General features: G+C 42.5%; 15 protein-coding genes. 5 read left to right on the plus strand and 10 right to left on the minus strand.

The window, feature by feature from the left end; genetic code table 11:
• Positions 1 to 133 precede the first annotated feature (133 nt).
• Both ACXAH2_RS10480 and ACXAH2_RS10485 read right to left on the minus strand, forming a co-directional pair.
• Positions 134 to 418, minus strand: coding sequence for a DUF1294 domain-containing protein (locus ACXAH2_RS10480; RefSeq protein ID WP_475078367.1), 285 nt, complete (start codon positions 416 to 418; stop codon positions 134 to 136).
• Positions 415 to 789: a DUF1499 domain-containing protein gene (locus tag ACXAH2_RS10485; RefSeq protein ID WP_475078368.1), complete on the minus strand. Its 375-nt coding sequence runs from the start codon at positions 787 to 789 to the stop codon at positions 415 to 417. The genes ACXAH2_RS10480 and ACXAH2_RS10485 overlap by 4 nt, the downstream gene beginning before the upstream one ends.
• Positions 790 to 962: 173 nt before the next feature.
• Between ACXAH2_RS10485 and ACXAH2_RS10490 the strand changes: the two genes are divergently transcribed.
• Positions 963 to 1862 (plus strand): AraC family transcriptional regulator, encoded by a 900-nt coding sequence (locus ACXAH2_RS10490; RefSeq protein ID WP_475078370.1) that lies wholly within the window; start codon positions 963 to 965, stop codon positions 1860 to 1862.
• A 121-nt stretch (positions 1863 to 1983) separates the two neighbouring features.
• On the plus strand, positions 1984 to 2877 hold the full coding sequence (locus tag ACXAH2_RS10495; protein ID WP_475078371.1) for a nuclear transport factor 2 family protein: 894 nt from the start codon (positions 1984 to 1986) through the stop codon (positions 2875 to 2877).
• A 164-nt stretch (positions 2878 to 3041) separates the two neighbouring features.
• On the opposite strand, the gene ACXAH2_RS10500 is transcribed toward ACXAH2_RS10495, so the two are convergent.
• On the minus strand, positions 3042 to 3509 hold the full coding sequence (locus tag ACXAH2_RS10500; RefSeq protein WP_475078372.1) for an anthrone oxygenase family protein: 468 nt from the start codon (positions 3507 to 3509) through the stop codon (positions 3042 to 3044).
• A gap of 7 nt (positions 3510 to 3516) precedes the next feature.
• Positions 3517 to 4344 (minus strand): NmrA family NAD(P)-binding protein, encoded by an 828-nt coding sequence (locus ACXAH2_RS10505; RefSeq protein WP_475078373.1) that lies wholly within the window; start codon positions 4342 to 4344, stop codon positions 3517 to 3519.
• 152 nt (positions 4345 to 4496) lie between these two features.
• On the opposite strand from ACXAH2_RS10505, the gene ACXAH2_RS10510 reads away from it, so the two are divergent.
• A complete protein-coding gene (locus tag ACXAH2_RS10510) occupies positions 4497 to 5501 on the plus strand; it encodes an AraC family transcriptional regulator (RefSeq protein ID WP_475078374.1) in 1005 nt (334 codons plus the stop codon).
• 373 nt (positions 5502 to 5874) lie between these two features.
• On the opposite strand, the gene ACXAH2_RS10515 is transcribed toward ACXAH2_RS10510, so the two are convergent.
• The 3 genes from ACXAH2_RS10515 to ACXAH2_RS10525 form a co-directional block, all read right to left on the minus strand.
• On the minus strand, positions 5875 to 6294 hold the full coding sequence (locus tag ACXAH2_RS10515) for a GNAT family acetyltransferase (protein WP_475078375.1): 420 nt from the start codon (positions 6292 to 6294) through the stop codon (positions 5875 to 5877).
• Positions 6295 to 6420: 126 nt separating this feature from the next.
• On the minus strand, positions 6421 to 8259 hold the full coding sequence (gene nadN / locus ACXAH2_RS10520) for an NAD nucleotidase (RefSeq protein ID WP_475078376.1): 1839 nt from the start codon (positions 8257 to 8259) through the stop codon (positions 6421 to 6423).
• Positions 8260 to 8936: 677 nt separating this feature from the next.
• Positions 8937 to 9206: a pectate lyase gene (locus ACXAH2_RS10525; protein WP_475078377.1), complete on the minus strand. Its 270-nt coding sequence runs from the start codon at positions 9204 to 9206 to the stop codon at positions 8937 to 8939.
• A gap of 238 nt (positions 9207 to 9444) precedes the next feature.
• Here ACXAH2_RS10525 and ACXAH2_RS10530 point away from each other — a divergent pair, with 238 nt between their 5' ends.
• Positions 9445 to 11148, plus strand: coding sequence for a methyl-accepting chemotaxis protein (locus tag ACXAH2_RS10530; protein ID WP_475078378.1), 1704 nt, complete (start codon positions 9445 to 9447; stop codon positions 11146 to 11148).
• Positions 11149 to 11164: 16 nt separating this feature from the next.
• Here the strand turns inward: ACXAH2_RS10530 and ACXAH2_RS10535 are convergent, their stop codons facing one another.
• From ACXAH2_RS10535 to apbC, 3 genes are read right to left on the minus strand one after another with little or no spacing between them, the layout of a single operon-like run.
• Positions 11165 to 12190 (minus strand): CobW family GTP-binding protein, encoded by a 1026-nt coding sequence (locus ACXAH2_RS10535; protein ID WP_475078380.1) that lies wholly within the window; start codon positions 12188 to 12190, stop codon positions 11165 to 11167.
• Positions 12191 to 12197: 7 nt separating this feature from the next.
• A complete protein-coding gene (gene dcd, locus ACXAH2_RS10540; RefSeq protein WP_475078381.1) occupies positions 12198 to 12785 on the minus strand; it encodes a dCTP deaminase in 588 nt (195 codons plus the stop codon).
• Between the two features lie 9 nt (positions 12786 to 12794).
• The gene (gene apbC / locus ACXAH2_RS10545; RefSeq protein ID WP_475078383.1) at positions 12795 to 13874 is read right to left on the minus strand and encodes an iron-sulfur cluster carrier protein ApbC; all 1080 of its coding nucleotides are present in this window, start codon (positions 13872 to 13874) and stop codon (positions 12795 to 12797) included.
• A 585-nt stretch (positions 13875 to 14459) separates the two neighbouring features.
• On the opposite strand from apbC, the gene metG reads away from it, so the two are divergent.
• Entirely contained in the window at positions 14460 to 16520 is a 2061-nt protein-coding gene (gene metG / locus ACXAH2_RS10550) for a methionine--tRNA ligase (protein WP_475078476.1), read from the plus strand.
• Positions 16521 to 16682: the final 162 nt, after the last annotated feature.

The following is a 16682-nucleotide window of genomic DNA, read 5'->3' on the forward strand; positions in this document are numbered from 1 at the left end:
AGACAAAATGAGCCACTTCAAAAAAGAGACTCATTCAATAAACAAATAGTAAAACGGAACCGAGTTTGAAGGAAGAGAATCTGAGGTTAGGAAGAAAATAAAATCCAATACTCAATATTTTTTGCCATATTAGTTACATAAAAGTCGGCCATAGACTTAAAATCAGGACCACCCCCAGTAAATTGACAAACACGCTTGCCCAAAACACCAACATAAAACGCTTTTTACTCATCTTATGATGGAATACCTTTTGCGCCACCAGCGCTCCAATCCAACCGCCCAATAAAGACAATAAGTGCAAAGTGGATTCCTGAACTCGCCAATGGCCTTTTATCGCCGCGTACTTATCAAAGCCGTAAGCCAAAATCGCCAAAAGACTGAAAAGAACGTACCAAATGCATAGCAAGCTAAACATCATAATTGGGCTCGAATCGACTCCATGCGCTTACGATTTACGCCCAAATCAGAGTAACCCACTCTGGAAGCGGAACGAATGTGTATGGTGGTCAAACTAGGCGACTCTTCTACAAAATAAAATTCCACATCATCAACAAAGCGAAACACCTTTGACGTAAATTCAGCATGCAAATAATTTGACTCATTAGTTTCTATCGACACTCTTTTCAACTCTTGAAGAATATCCACAATAGCATCGTGTGCTTTATTTAAAGCACCTCGAAACAACAATGGATCAATGTAATGTTCTCTATCCTGCGCCTGACTACTAACACAATTAGGCTTACTGGAACATGCCGCCAATTGCCCTTTATTTACACCCAGTTTTGCCATCTTATTTATTCCGCAACTAACACAAATGATGATGAATTATATCAATACTTAATCCCATACAGAGTTTACCACTTAAACTTGTTATCTTATGCTCTTCATGATCAATCTGCCTTACATCTTACTGTGACATCTGTTTGAATGACCTTTATAAGATAAAGGAGCGCTGAACTTCAATGAAACACGCTATAGAATCGAATACCATTCCAAAGGTCGACTTTCATCAATCAAAGCAACATACACGTCATTTTGAAGTACGCAAACTGGAAGAATTACTGTCCATAATGTCACAGCCCCTAGTCAAACCTTCCAAGCAAACGTCTCCTACTCAACCCCATAGACTCAGTTTTCACCTGTTATTCATCATTACCGAAGGCACACTTCACCACCTATACGACGGTAAAGAGGTCACCCTTACTGCTCGTAATACCATGATGGTACATAAAAATCAGGTACATGCTTTTACCCAGCAGCACGATAAGGCTAAAGGTTACCTAGTGTTTTTTGCCGAAGAAGTGTGGCCAGAGTTAGTTGAATCGCAACTCAGCCACTGGAGCGCACTTTATGAGCCTTTGCACCTTCTTGAGCAACAAGACTATAACAACTGTATTAACCTAATAGAGATATTAGCCACAAAACAAAATCGCACGACCGAATCAACCAGGTTCCCCTATTTACTTCTTTCCGCCATGCTTAATTTAGTATTTGAAAACTGGCCTAAGCTGCATGCCACACAGCCGGAACAATCCACACAAAGATACCTCAATTTTAGACAATTGCTCGAAAAACAATTTAATACAACCCGTGACGCCAAACAGTATGCCGAACAACTCGGTATCAGTTATAAAACCCTCAATAATCTGTGTAAGACTTTCACACAACATACAGCCAAAAAGTTAATCGACGACTATGTTACGCTAGAGGCTAAGCGACTTTTGCTGACAGAAGATAAGTCATTATTATACATAGCATTATCTTTAGGTTTTCTAGAAAGCACTAATTTCAATAAATTCTTTCAAAGACAAACAGGGCTTTCTCCACATCAATTTAGGTTATCGTTTCGCTCAACAGGTTAGAGATTGACCCTAAAAAGGCAGGTTATGACCTTTCGCTACTGGCATCTTGCAAGAAAAATACTCCTATTTAACAAAATAATCTTTTATTTTGGACATTGACACTCATTAGGAGGCAAAACCTATGTTCTCACTTACTAACGCCATTCGCTCAAGATCTATCACCATCATCAGTCTAGCCCTAAGTTCAACCTTGTTGTTATCGGCTTGCAGTACCACCGCACCTAAACCCGAGCTAAGCAACCAGCAAAAAGCGGTTGCCGTATTAGACAGTCTAGGGACGACGGATTTGTCTCCGCTTAGCTACATCAGTGATGAAAAATACATCCAACATAACCAATCTGCAGCAACAGGAAAATCCGGTCTTTTGGCTTTCTTAGATAAAATGCCAAAAGTTGAACATAAAGAATCCAGCATAGTTCGCGCGTTTTCCGATGGTGATTATGTTGTCCTCCACTCTCATGTAAAGAGTTTCAATGGCGTTGTATTTGATATTTTTCGTTTTGAGGAAGGCAAGATTGTAGAACATTGGGACGCTATCCAACCCAGCGCCAAACCTAATGCCAGTGGTCGCACCATGTATGATGGCACCACAAAAATTACCGATTTAGCACAAACTGAAAATAACAAAAAGTTGGTAAAAAACATGGTCGAAACTCTGTTTTTAAAAGGCGAGTTTAATAAAGCCAACCAGTTCATTAGCGAGAAAACGTATCTACAACATAACCCATGGTTCGGTGACGGCCTCAATACTTTATTGGAAGGTTTCAAGGCTATGATTGCACAAGGTCAAACCATACATTATGAAAAATTACATGCGGTTTTAGGGGAAGGAAATTTTGTTTTAGCCGTCAGTGAAGGTGAATTCAATGGTACACACATGGCCTTTTACGATCTATTTCGAGTCGAAAATGGCAAGGTCGTAGAGCATTGGGACGTTCTGCAAGCGGTACCACCTAAAGAAGCTAGAAAGAATGACAATGGCATGTTTAATTTTCCAAGCTCCGCGCTAAACTAATCGACCAATTTAGTTAGGTCTTATGCAGAAAAAGCGAATGACACGCCATTCGCTTTCCTCTAAACCACGAAAGAAGATGCGATGAATCCAACACAGACTGACTCAAACATAGGTTGGAGAAGAGTATTCACACACCACCAAAATATAATAAATCCATCTAAACCTTAAAACACTGTCCCTTCCAAACAGGTCAACACATAACATGCCAACGCACTGCTAACGCTTCTGAGGTGATTCAGTTGTGTCCACTTCCTTGAATAGTCGAACCAAATTGCATCACTTTGTTGGCTGCTTTCTGAGCTAAGCTTTAGTCGCTCATTTAATGGCACATTTCCAACCAAGGTTACCGCAAACATACCCAGTAAATAGATTACGGCTGACGTTATCCAAAGCCATGAAGCATGCCCTTGCCAGTGAAGCAGATGCCATATGAGCGCCCCAAACAACCAAAGACTGGTAGCAAAGAAAACAAGCATAAATCCGCTGCGTAAAATCACTTGGTTTATGCTGTTCATGACATTAATGGCATCTTTTGCCGTCAGACGGTTTAATGCATCCATCATAAAAACCGAAAAGGCGAAATAGACTCCTGTCATGGTACCCAGTAACATAATCAACACTCCAGTCATCATGGCTCTCCTATTGTTCACACCATATGGATATATCTTGTTGTGCAGCAAGATATTGATCAAAATTGCGCGCTGGACGACCCAATACTCGCAAAACTGTGTCTGTCGTAACCTCATTGCGACCATCCAACACATTGACAAACAATTCATTGATCAGCCAAGCCATTTCATCGGGCATACCTTGCTGCTTAGCGCCCGCTAAATAGGCCTCCACTGGAACAGGAGTGAAACCTATAGTTCGTCCAATCATCTCACTGATTTTCTCTACGCAATTGCCAAAACTCAGTAACTCTGGCCCTGTCACTTCCAGCAATTGATCTTGTAAATGAGTCTGAGTTAACACCGCGACCACCACATCGGCAATGTCTTCTACATCAATAAAAGGCTCCGTCGCGTTCGGTTTAGGTAAGACCAAGTCTCCAGAGTTAATGCCTTGCGCCATAAAGCTCTCACTAAAGTTTTGCATAAACCAACTAGCACGTATCACATTCCATCTTAAACCACTCTGCATCACCACTTGCTCGGCTCGCTGCGCGCCTTCTTCTCCTCGACCAGATAACAACACCACATTCTCAGTCCCAACCTGCTTTGCCACTTTGACAAGCGCCGTCATATCCTCTGTGGCTTGTGGCATGGCCAAATCAGGATAATAGGTTACATAAAGAGCTTTCACACCAGATAAAGCGGGGGCCCAAGTCTCACGGTTTGACCAGTCAAATACCACTTCACTATGACGAGATAAACCACGCGTACTGATCCCTTTTGCATCCAACTTGGTCATTACTCTTGTTCCGGTTTTACCTTGCGCCCCTATTACAGCCATCACTTCACTTTTCATTTTTTTGTCCTCTGTCATTTTTAAGCGTCAGCAACCCATTGCTAACCTGAGTCACAGTGTAAGGAGACAGGGCTTGATGTTTAATGCTTTAACATCCATACTTTTTTGCAGTTTATCTAAAATTATCCATATACTTATTTATGATGACCAAGATGATTCCACCTCGTGACATACCTACCTATTCCGATACTCTGGGTGAAACACTCTACTCTCTTAGATTAAATGGCTTGATCTATGCCAATTCAGAATTAACAGCCCCTTGGGGAATGGCAATGCCGCCTTTAGCCGGTAAAATGATGTTTCATATTGTGACGCAAGGCAGCTGTTGGCTAAGTTTTGAGAACGGCCAAAGTCATTTTTTACGACCTGGGGAACTGGCCTTGGTGCCAAAAGGTTTGGGTCATAGTATTAGCCATGAAAAGGGGCAGGCATGTGAGCCTTTTTTCGACATTCCCGTTACCAAACTCTCAGAGCGATATGAATTTCTTCGCTATGGAGGTACACAGAGTGAAGGTGAAGGAAAGGAAAAAATAAAGAAAGACAAACCAGACCAAACACAGATAACTAAACTCATCTGTGGGGTATTAAGCTTTGATCATATTGCTGGCCAAAAACTCATTGCCCAGCTGCCAGAAGTCATTCATCTGACCCAGGCAAAAGACAACTTGTCTTTATCACTGCAGAGCATGATAAACACATTGGAACAAGAAGCGGCTACCCTTGCTCCAGGCGGCGAAACCATTATGACCCATCTAGCGGACATCATAGTCATACAGGCCATTCGCAATTGGATTAACCACAATAACAGCGCGACAAGTGGCTGGCTTTGCGCTCTGCAAGACCCTAAATTAACCAAAGCCCTATCAGCCATTCATACTCAACCACAACACGCTTGGACAGTGGAAAAATTGGCTGCATTGGCTGGTATGTCGCGCTCAGGATTCTCAGCACACTTTACTCAGATTATCGGTACATCGGTAAAACACTATCTCACCGAATGGCGAATGAATGTGGCGAGAAATAAAATACAGCAAACCTCTGTAACATTAACGGATCTTGCTGAAGAATTGGGCTATCAGTCCGAAGCCGCCTTTTCCAGAGCTTACAAACGTGTTTTAGGCGAACCACCGTTACGGCGCAAAAAACCTGCCACTTAGGGGCTTGATAAACAGGTTTAAAGTGTTCCAGTAACACATCTTCTTTAAGAGAAGTACCCCATTTCTCACACGCCTTGGAAAATAGTCTCAATGTACTTCACCACCAAGGCAATAACTTGTCTTCCTCACCTTCGGCAGTAACAAACTCAGCCGATACCGAATTAAAAAGACACTCTAATGCCTGGGTGATTTCAATAATGCACACAGGTTAACGTTACCCTGATCCGCACAAAAACAATCCGTACTATACGAAAATATTGCTCAGCTTGAGATTTGGGTAAGCGCTTTAGATAGTCTGCTAGATAGCACTGACAGACGACAAACATCGCCTTGGGAACAGATTAAGATTCATAATCACCTCTAAATAGAACTCTTAATTGTCTTTTGTTAAGCGCTTACCTAAGCCAATAACATGATCATTGCCATAACCTAATGATTCATAAAACGCGATCACTTGAGAATTAGTCTCGCGCACTTGTAAATTTATCTTGGGGCAGCCAAGAGCCGTTAATCGGCTTTCCAACTCCGCCATCATCTTGCGTCCAAGCCCATTTTTTCTATGGTTTTCATGAACAGCAAGGTAGTTCGCCCAACCGCGATGTCCTTCATATCCTCCCATTACAGTGGCAACAATCTCGCCTTTTATTACGCCCAATAAAAACAATTCAGGATTGACCAACAGCTTACGGTTTATGTCTTTATTTGGGTCATTCCAAGGGACAGTAAGCTGACACGCCTGCCAAAGTTGTATCACTTGCTCACGATATTCTTCCGAAAATGGCTGAATTTTCATATCACCTCAATAATGAAGACAAATGTGATCTCAATCAAAACGACTTACGAACAAAAAATGGGCGCATAATGGCCAAATTTACCTTGCCATTATGCGCCCAGATTGAAAAACAGCGTTACCCAGTAATTACTGTTTTACACCGTCTTTATTAATGAAAACCTGAGTAGAATATTCAGACAAAGGCAGTTTGTTCAAGGTGCCCACGGTACGAACGTAATCAACGAAACTCTGTGCATAATCCAGATACGTATCGACGACTCGACCCTCTTTAACGACTTTACCAAAGGTAAGATAACCATCTTTACCACCGGCAATATAATCATTTGTGGCCACTTTATAAGTCATTGTTGGATTTAAAGGTTGCCAGCTTGCGCCTTTTTTCATCACTTCCAAATCATAAAAACGTTGGCCTTTTGGCTTAGAAGCATCCACTTTCCAACGCAAGCCAGAAGCATAAGGATAGGCGCCTGTTGAACCACCTTCTACGGTCGCGTAATCAAATGCTTCCTCTAATACTTGATGGATTTCCTCTCCTGTCATATCCAATTCAACAATCGTATTAGAAAATGGCAACAAGGTATAAGCATCACCAATGGTTAAATCGCCTTCAGCAATATCAACTCGAACGCCACCACCATTTTGAATGGCAATATCCGACGTCTTACTCATATCACGAAACGCTTTCGCCACAATATTAGAGATATCTGCACCATGACTGACTGTCATCGAACGATCACATAGCTTAGAACGACCTTGACCTGGAATACGCTCTAAACACAAAGTGGTTGCAGATTTACCAATCACCTCGCCTTTCATAGCATCCACTTGAGCAGAAAATTTCGCCAAGGTGGCCACGGCAGATGGATCAGGTTCAACAATGGATACATTGTCTAACGCATTAACATCTTTATATACCGACTCTCTAGCAGCACCGACTAACTCCACTCGTTTGCCATCAGAATTTTTACGCTTAAAACTATCAGCCAATAATAAATGAGGCGTTCCAGAACAGTTGGTCACAACGCCCTCTTTATTCCAAGCGACGTCAAGTTCGCCCACCACAGCAGAATATTGCCACGCTTGCGCAACACAAACTAAATTACCATCTGCGTCCGTTACTTCTGTTGGATATGGTCCTGCAGCATCTAAACCTAAGGTCGAGAAATCACCCAGTAAGGTATGAGAATCTCCACCGATAATAACGTCTACCCCTTTTAGCTTAGACGCCAGGCTTAAGTCATTCTGGTACTGGTAATGAGTTACCAAGACAATTTTATTGATGCCCATACCTTCTAATTCATCTATGTATTTTTGTGAAGTTTCCGCTTCATCTAAAAATACAGTGGTTTTATCTGGACTAGACGAGTTTTTGGTTTTATTCGCAATATCAATCCCAATGAAACCTACTTTTACACCGTTAAATTCTTTAATGGTGTAAGGCGTAAAGTAATCTTCAGCGGTTTTCATCGTAAGAGGAGAGACGCCTACTTCAGGCTTAACATTGGCTGAGATAACATCGGTTGAGCAATTTTCATCGGCTTTTAACCAATCTAAAAATTGCACTAACCCTGCATCACCGTCATCAAACTCATGGTTACCCAAAGTAAAGACGTCAAAACAAGCTTCATTCATAAGAGCGGCATCGGCTTCCCCCTGAAATAGGGTATAAAACAGGTCTCCTGTCATAGCGTCGCCAGCATGGATTTTCACCACAGGCTGATCCGTATTGGTTAACTCTTTTATTTCAGCCACCACAGATGGGAAACCACCTACCGCTACTCGCGTTTTCTCGCCACCTAGCATCACATCAACACCAGTGTCGGCATTCAAATGTGAGTGATGATCATTAATGTGTACTATTTTTAAATCTAATGATTTTTCAGATTCATCTGAGGATGTAAGCGACTGACAACCGGTTAATATCAACGAGCTGGCAGCAGCCATCACAAAGGTTTTTCTAAGCATGTTAGCTTCCTTTATTCTGCGGGATAATAGATTAGCAACAATGTAAACACGAGTTAGGACAAACTCATCACCTACTGTTATAACTCTGCAAGAAAAAAGTATCACGCTTTTATGCTAAAAATGTTAAATAATCTTCGAAAAGCATGAACTGGAGTGGCATAGTGAATTTGGGTAGCGAATTAGAGATGTTCAGATCTCTCTAAGAACGAGTTGATCATATGAAAAATTCTCAACGTGATCCGAATTGGCGAAAAATTCAAGCGATCTTTACCCTTCTGTTTCCCTCTTCCTTATAACAAAACAAACAACAAAAAAAGTAACGAAAACGTCTCTGTGGTAGACAATGCTGCTTATAAAATACTTTGAGAGAAGATGAACAAGACCTTAAATATTTGCATTTGAATCCCCATAAGCCACTCAAGTAGTTTTATTGATTATGTACGCTATTTCAGAAAAGATAGCGTTATCAGGTAGAGACAATATTAAAGTATCTGCAGTTGATAATGACGTTTTGATAGGGCTCAGAAAATAGTATGTCGCTTCATGTCTAAAACATCATACTATTATTAAGGAACGACTATTTAAAATTTACTAACATCGGATACGGATTCATTACAAACTCTTGTATCCCATCTTTGCAGCAATTTTCTCCGATTTACCCTTACCTTTTACAACCCCTATGTATTCTTCTCAGACTTTTGCTTTACCTTTTTACAGTCTTTTATTTTTAATTTTCTGATAGTAGCAGTGTCTTTATAGTTGCCATTCACACCAGCGATTGAGCCAATTTTAGCGTTAACTTTTACGTCATTAATGATGAGACGTCTTGATCCACCATTGTTAGAACAATCTGTGCAGGAAGAGTAAAGTTTACCGAGCTCACCAGTGAGGCTGTAATCCTCCCAAAAAATAATTACATCGCATAATTTTGCTTGTTTTATGATCACGCTTGCATGGAATTAATATTATCCAATTCACAAAAAATTCCTCTCAGGCTAATTTTTTTCTTTTTAATATATTATTTTTCCTTAGAATAAATGATAATTCGTTGAAATGGAGTATAGGATGTTTTTCTCGAGAAAAAGTCGGTATCTTTCCTCAGGATCAGATAAGGGATCAATAAACTGGCAGCAAGCTTTATGTGAAGGAAACATTGAAACAGCATTATCACTTGGAGCAAGTGAAATGCCACTTCAACTAAAGGAAACTCTTGAACTTTCGCTTTCTTCTCCTCGATATCCATCGATTAACCCAGATGAGCTGTCTCTTATTATAGAACGTTTACAAGCTTTAATTAGACACAGTACCCAAGCGCAAGAGCTGCTTCATGATTCTATCGGTGAAATCCAAGCCCGAACCACAGAACAAGATACTTTTGTGAATAACACTAAGACATTCTTGAATGATAGCAGCCAAAATACTAATGCACTCGGCCAAGCCATCGAACAAAAATTAGATAACACAAATCAAAAATTTTCCGAACAGTTTGATGACTTACAAACGCTTATCAGCAACCGTTCTAACAATGCAATTTCTGTCATCAAATCCATTGAAGATATTGGTAAAACCGTTCAATTATTATCCATTAATGCAGCTATCGAAGCGGCTCAAGCAGGCGAAGCGGGACGTGGATTTTCCGTTGTCGCTGGAGAAATTCGCGATTTAGCCATGCGCACTCAAGCCAGCACCCAAGAAGCTTACAAACAAATGAATTTATCCAGCTTAAGCGATGAATTGAACCAAATACTGGCGGTTACAGAGCAAGAATTTACCGAACTTTCCCATCAGGTCACCGAGTCCCTAACCAGTATTCAGTCACTGCTTACTGAAATAGCAACCTCTTTGGGTGAAATAGAAAGCAATAATAACATCATTAATGCTTCAATCGGCCTTAGTCAAGGCGCTCAACAACAAGTCACTGACAAAGGCGATTGGAGCGGCAAACTGTTAGAAGACATGGGACTTGCTCTCAACACGGATCAAGATGCTATCCAGTTTTCTCCATTATTAAACAAAGAACATCTTCGCTTGGAACCAAAAGAAGATCGTTTAGCGGAGATCAAAAAACGGGGTGAAATTCGTATCGCGATAGAACCCGCCTTTGTAGGTTTGTCGTTCCGAATGTCGGGTGAGCAAGAGTTACAAGGGTTTGATGCAGAAACCGCCAGAGCCTTTGCTAAATGGCTTGGGGTCAATTGTAAGCTGGTAGAGTATCCTTGGGATCGTTGCTTGCAAATTCTTGAAACTGGTATTGAACGTGGCGAGCAGGAAGTCGATGTGGTGTGGAGTGCCATGCCTCCTATGCCAAATGACCATATCGCATTTTCAGACCCTTATACTTTCTTGCCCTATGTATTGGCCAAGCGTCATGGTGACGGTGAGATTAAGGAAGTCAAAGATTTAGAAGGCAAAGTATTAGGTTGCATCAATGATCCTGCGGCAATGCAAATCCTAGAGGATTTAGGACTTCGTTGGGAAGCCAATCGACAAAAGCCAGGTGGCACCATCCAACTCGCCAATCTCTTGGCTTACAACGATCAAACACAAATACATAATTGCCTAGTGGATGGCATTGTTGATGCTTTTGCCGTGGATCTCCCTATTTATCATTGGGCCTGTTACGGCGAAGCCAGTCCTTGGAAGGGACAAATTGAAATCCTTCCTGGCAATATCAGTGATGAACTCTGGTACTATTCCGCAGCCGTCGCTTACTCTTCACACAATACTTCCCTATTGCACGAAATTAACACCTTCATTCAACACTTTAAGCAACAGCCTGAATATCAAACGTTGACCGATATTTGGCTCGGTAAAAAATACGATAATGCGTCATGGGCTCATGACACTGGCGTGCTCGACGTACATCATATGAAAAATGAAAAAAAATAAGATTCTCTAAAAATCACTAAAACAACGCCTTTTCAATAAGGCGTTTTACAGCAGCAAGCTGGATTTCATCATCGACAAGACATTCAATTTTGGATTGAGAAACACTATTTTGCGCGGTGAAAGTCAGCTCAGTTTGGGTAACGTTGCACTCAATGGATCTATCACCAACTAGATTCAGCCGACCTTTGAGTCGCCAAAAGCCTTTTTGCTGCTTGAGTTGAAGTGCGAGATTTTCTAAAGTGTCTCGCTGAAAATGCATTTCACCTGCAATCACCCAACCAATGCTACACAGGGTTTGATCGCGCTTTTCATAACAAGTGATCTTATCATGCTGTGATGTGAGCGTATCAGACTCATGATGATGACTGTGTTCATGATGATGTGAATGATCATGGTGATGGTGATGGTGCGAATGATCATGAGGCTGAATGGTCAAAGCATCGCCCTTCGAATAATCCAGCCAAGCTAAAGCGATATCACCATGATAGGAAAAAGCGTACTTTTTCGGATCGTTAAGTTGCGCGACAAATGTAAGAAATTGATCTTGCTCAACTTCTGAGTATTGATCCGCTTTTGACGCAATCAGTACATCCGCTTGATCAATCTGATCGAAAAACGCCGGATGCCCTAAATACCTTGGGTCTTGTAAATTTCGAACGTCTAACAGACACACGGACGCTTTGACATCCAACACACCTTGATAATGTTCCGCCTGCAATTGCGTCATGATCTCGGCCGGATGGCCAATGCCAGTGGGTTCAATGAGTATGCGATCAGGATTCACCTGTTTAATTAACCCATTCAAGCCCGCGCTAAACGCCGCCGAGGTCACGCAACACAAGCAACCACCCGGCACTTCTTTAATACTGGCGCCGGTGTCCGCCAACAAAGCTCCGTCTATGCCAACCTCACCAAATTCATTCACCAAAACTGCCCACTTTTCACCAGCCGGCACCTTACTCAACAGAGTACGAATCAAGGTGGTTTTACCAGAACCCAAAAAACCGCTGATGACATTAATGGGAATATTTTGATACATCATTGGCTTCTTATGACTTATCGCCACTAATACGACTGCCTACCGCCGATTTTTGATCTTTGTATTTGGCGTTATCACGCTTGTTGTATGGACGCTCCGCTGGACCAGACAGTGTTTCAAAGTTGATTGCCCCTATGGTCATGCCAGGGCTCAGAGCAATGGGTAATTTCCCCCCATTGAGGAATTCAAGTACGATGCCGCCACTCCAACCGGGATCAATACGATGCGCCGTTACGTGCACCATTAACCCCAAACGCGCCAAAGAAGAACGGCCATCTAACCAACCGACCAAGTCGTCTGGAATCGTCACCGACTCTTTGGTGACGCCCAACACCAATTCTCCTGGATGAATGAAAAACGGCTTACCATCCTCTACTAGAATTTCATCGCTCATCACAGATTCGATGACTTTGCTTAGGTCGTCTTTGGAACTGCTCAGGTCAAGATAAGGCGCCGGGTGACCTTGAAACACACGAAATGAATTGCCCAAACACAGGTCCACCGACACTCCACTGATCACGCTGTTATCCGGGCGTGGCTCAATGACGATATCGCCTCGGTCTAGGGCTTTGATTATATCTCGGTCACACAAACGCATTTTTCTTCCTCAATCGTCGCTCATGCCAATGGTCGGCATCACAAATGTCTGTTCTTGGCGGGCAAGAGTAGCACCCAACTGACGAGCAATCGACTGATAAATGTCGGTCACGTCACTGTCGGGGGAATTTACCACAATCGGCTTACCTAAATCACTTTGTTCGCGAATTGATAAACTCAATGGCAATTTACCCAACACATTCACACCGTATTCTTTTGCCAAACCGGCACCACCCTCATCACCAAAGATGGCTTCGTGATGACCACAATTAGAACAAATGTGCGTTGACATGTTTTCCACCACACCCAACACAGGAATCTTCACCTTGTTGAACATTTCAATGCCACGGCGCGCGTCCAATAACGCAATGTCTTGTGGTGTGGTCACAATAACAGAACCCGCTACAGGCACTTTTTGCGATAAAGTCAGCTGAATGTCTCCTGTACCGGGCGGCATATCAACAAACAAGTAATCCAAATCGTCCCAGTCGGTTTGCGTGAGGATTTGCATCAAAGCCCCCGTTACCATGGGGCCACGCCATGCCACTGGCGTATCTTTGGTCGTCAAAAAAGCCATCGACATGACTTGCACACCATGCGCGCTCGGCGGAATAAAAAATTTTTCATCACGCACTTGTGGTCGAGTACCATCGGCAAAACCCAACATCATGCCTTGGCTTGGGCCGTATATATCGGCATCCAAAATGCCTACTCGTGCGCCTTCACGCGCCATCGCTAAGGCAAGATTTACCGTGGTAGTGGATTTACCAACCCCACCTTTGCCCGACGCCACCGCAATGACATTCTTCACCCCGTTTAAACCTGGCAAATTACCTTGTGTCGCGTATTTTGCAATCTCATGTTCAATGTCAAGCGTCAGGTCGCGCGTATCTTGCAATGCACGAGTAATGGCTTGTTCAATTTGTGCTTGCTGTTGCTGGGCAGGATAAGGCAAGGTCAAACGTACATGCAGGCGATCTTCATCACCGGTTAATTGCCAAACGTCCCCATAAGGCTGCTGAGTATTAGGGTCAATCATATCGGCCAAAATGGTCTCTTGTGTAGCGTGCAATTCATCTAGGTTGGACATATGGTTTCCTCTGTGCAAGCAGCGCGAATAATAATCAAGGTGTTGCCAATGTGGGGGCAAATTGTGGAAAAGCAAGGCTGAGACTTGTACTCAACTTGCACTCAATAAGAAGTGGCGACTTATTGCACTCTTATTGCACAAAATAAGAAGTAGCGACTTATATCGCGGAAAAACAAGGCTGAGACTTGTACTCAACTTATACTGAATAAGTGGCGACTTATATCACGGAAAAGAAAGGCTGAGGCTTGCACTCAGGTATAACTAAAAAGAGGTGGCGACTTATAGCGCTCTTAATTGCATAAAATAAAAAGTAGTGACTTATATGGCGTAAAAGCAAGGCTGAGACTTGCACTCAGGTATAACTAAAAAGCAGTGGCGACTTATTGCTCTCTTAGATTGCACAAAATAAGAAGTAGTGACTTATATGGCGTAAAAGCAAGGCTGAGACTTGCACTGAATAAGTGGCGACTTATAATGTCGCCTTCTAATAGATTATCCCTATTTTTGATATGCGCTCGATTCGCATCAATAACAAGAATACGGATGGAATTTTCGACTTTTTTTAATCCAGTAGGCTTATCAAAAATGGCACAAACGCAACGTAAAATACTCGTCACCAGCGCCCTTCCTTACGCAAATGGTTCTATCCATTTAGGACACATGCTGGAACACATCCAAACCGATATCTGGGTGCGTTTTCAGAAAATGCGTGGGCACTTGTGTACTGCAGTTTGTGCCGATGATGCTCATGGCACCGCCATCATGCTCAAGGCGGAGCAAAATGGCATCACCTCAGAAGAGTTGATCGAAGGCGTGCGCCAAGAGCACATGAAAGACTTCAATGATTTCTTGATTGGTTACGATAACTACCACTCAACTCACTCAGACGAAAACCGTGAGATTTCCACCAGCATTTATAAAGCCTTACGTGACAATGGCAAAATTGCGGTGCGCTCTATTGTGCAAGCTTATGACCCTGAAAAAGAAATGTTCCTAGCAGATCGTTTCATCAAAGGCACATGCCCTAAATGTAAAGCAGAAGACCAATACGGTGACAACTGTGAGGTCTGTTCGGCCACCTACACACCGATGGAAATGATCAATCCACGTTCGGTTTACTCTGGTGCGACACCGATTGAAAAAGAATCTGAGCATTACTTCTTCAAACTACCCGACTTCCAAGCATTCCTTAGCCAATGGACTCGCAGTGGCACCTTACAAGACCAAGTCGCTAATAAGCTAGCGGAATGGTTAGACTCCGGCTTACAAGAATGGGACATCAGCCGTGACGCACCTTATTTCGGTTTTGAAATTCCAGATGCACCTGGCAAGTATTTCTACGTTTGGCTGGATGCTCCGATCGGTTACATGGCCAGCTTCAAAAATTTGTGTGATCGCACCGAAGGCTTGAACTTTGATGACTACTGGAAAAAGGATTCGGACGCTGAGCTATACCATTTCATCGGTAAAGACATCATTAACTTCCACGCCCTATTCTGGCCAGCCATGCTGGATTGCGCGGGTTACCGCACACCAACCGGTGTTAATGCTCACGGTTATGTCACCGTCAATGGCACTAAGATGTCTAAATCACGTGGCACCTTTATCAAGGCGCGCACTTATTTGAATCACTTGGATCCACAATACTTACGTTACTACTTTGCCGCTAAGCTAAACGCCAGCGTCGATGACATTGATTTAAATCTGGAAGATTTCATCCAACGAGTGAATTCTGACGTAGTAGGTAAGGTGGTGAACATTGCCAGCCGTACTGCCAGCTTTATTAACAAGAAGTTTGATAATAAATTATCACCCGAACCAATTGATACAATAGTTAGTTACTGCATTGAAGCTGGTGATGGTATTGCTGCTCTATATGAAACTCGTGAATATGGTAAAGCGATTCGTGAAATTATGCGTATTGCAGATGTGGTAAACGAATATATTGCCAAAGAAGAACCTTGGAAGTTAGTAAAATATGAAGCAACTTTAGATAAAGCTCATCAGGTATGTTCTGTTGCTTTAAATGCTTTTGCAGTATTAGCAACATACTTAAAACCTGTTCTACCGAATTTAGTAGCCGACGCCGAAGCCTTCTTGAACAAAGAACTGACGTGGGACAACCGTTCAGAATTATTGTTCGGCCATACCATCAATAAATTCAAACCTTTGATGGGCCGTATTGAGCAAAAACAAATCGATGACATGATCGAAGAAGGCAAAGTAGAAGCCGCTGCCGAAGCCGCAGCAAAAGAAGCGGCAGCCAATAACCAAGACAATGGCCAAGAAGAAGCCGAACTCAGCAAAGAGCCTATTGCAGAGGAAATCAATTTTGATGATTTTGCCAAAGTAGACTTGCGCATTGCCTTGATTGCCAAAGCTGAGCACGTTGAGAAAGCCAACAAGCTACTGAAATTAACCTTGGATCTTGGCGGCGAAACACGCACTGTGTTCTCTGGTATAAAGTCGGCTTATAAGCCTGAAGACTTGGAAGGCAAGCTCACTGTCATGGTAGCAAACTTAGCACCACGTAAAATGAAGTTTGGCTTGTCTGAAGGTATGGTGTTAGCAGCGGGCCCAGGCGGTGAAGAAATTTACCTGCTGGAACCCCATGCAGGCGCTAAACCTGGTCAGCGTGTGATGTAGGCGTTGTCACTCTGATGAACAACGAATAGACAATCTAAACCCTGTGCTGGCTCAACCTAAATGAGAAAGATTCTTAATAGGTTGAGCCATAGCATTTTAATAGATACATAAATCGAATTTATATAAACGAAACTTATTATCTATATATTAAATCAGACTATA

Source organism: Marinomonas sp. ABL3_031 (assembly GCF_056161265.1).

What these genes read in the sequence shown, in the direction of transcription:
- ACXAH2_RS10480 (WP_475078367.1), bottom strand. Translation starts at nt 418, where the DNA reads ATGATGTTTAGCTTGCTATGCATTTGGTACGTTCTTTTCAGTCTTTTG.
- ACXAH2_RS10485 (WP_475078368.1), bottom strand. Translation starts at nt 789, where the DNA reads ATGGCAAAACTGGGTGTAAATAAAGGGCAATTGGCGGCATGTTCCAGT.
- ACXAH2_RS10490 (WP_475078370.1), top strand. Translation starts at nt 963, where the DNA reads ATGAAACACGCTATAGAATCGAATACCATTCCAAAGGTCGACTTTCAT.
- ACXAH2_RS10495 (WP_475078371.1), top strand. Translation starts at nt 1,984, where the DNA reads ATGTTCTCACTTACTAACGCCATTCGCTCAAGATCTATCACCATCATC.
- ACXAH2_RS10500 (WP_475078372.1), bottom strand. Translation starts at nt 3,509, where the DNA reads ATGATGACTGGAGTGTTGATTATGTTACTGGGTACCATGACAGGAGTC.
- ACXAH2_RS10505 (WP_475078373.1), bottom strand. Translation starts at nt 4,344, where the DNA reads ATGAAAAGTGAAGTGATGGCTGTAATAGGGGCGCAAGGTAAAACCGGA.
- ACXAH2_RS10510 (WP_475078374.1), top strand. Translation starts at nt 4,497, where the DNA reads ATGATTCCACCTCGTGACATACCTACCTATTCCGATACTCTGGGTGAA.
- ACXAH2_RS10515 (WP_475078375.1), bottom strand. Translation starts at nt 6,294, where the DNA reads ATGAAAATTCAGCCATTTTCGGAAGAATATCGTGAGCAAGTGATACAA.
- nadN (WP_475078376.1), bottom strand. Translation starts at nt 8,259, where the DNA reads ATGCTTAGAAAAACCTTTGTGATGGCTGCTGCCAGCTCGTTGATATTA.
- ACXAH2_RS10530 (WP_475078378.1), top strand. Translation starts at nt 9,445, where the DNA reads ATGCCACTTCAACTAAAGGAAACTCTTGAACTTTCGCTTTCTTCTCCT.
- ACXAH2_RS10535 (WP_475078380.1), bottom strand. Translation starts at nt 12,190, where the DNA reads ATGATGTATCAAAATATTCCCATTAATGTCATCAGCGGTTTTTTGGGT.
- dcd (WP_475078381.1), bottom strand. Translation starts at nt 12,785, where the DNA reads ATGCGTTTGTGTGACCGAGATATAATCAAAGCCCTAGACCGAGGCGAT.
- apbC (WP_475078383.1), bottom strand. Translation starts at nt 13,874, where the DNA reads ATGTCCAACCTAGATGAATTGCACGCTACACAAGAGACCATTTTGGCC.
- metG (WP_475078476.1), top strand. Translation starts at nt 14,460, where the DNA reads ATGGCACAAACGCAACGTAAAATACTCGTCACCAGCGCCCTTCCTTAC.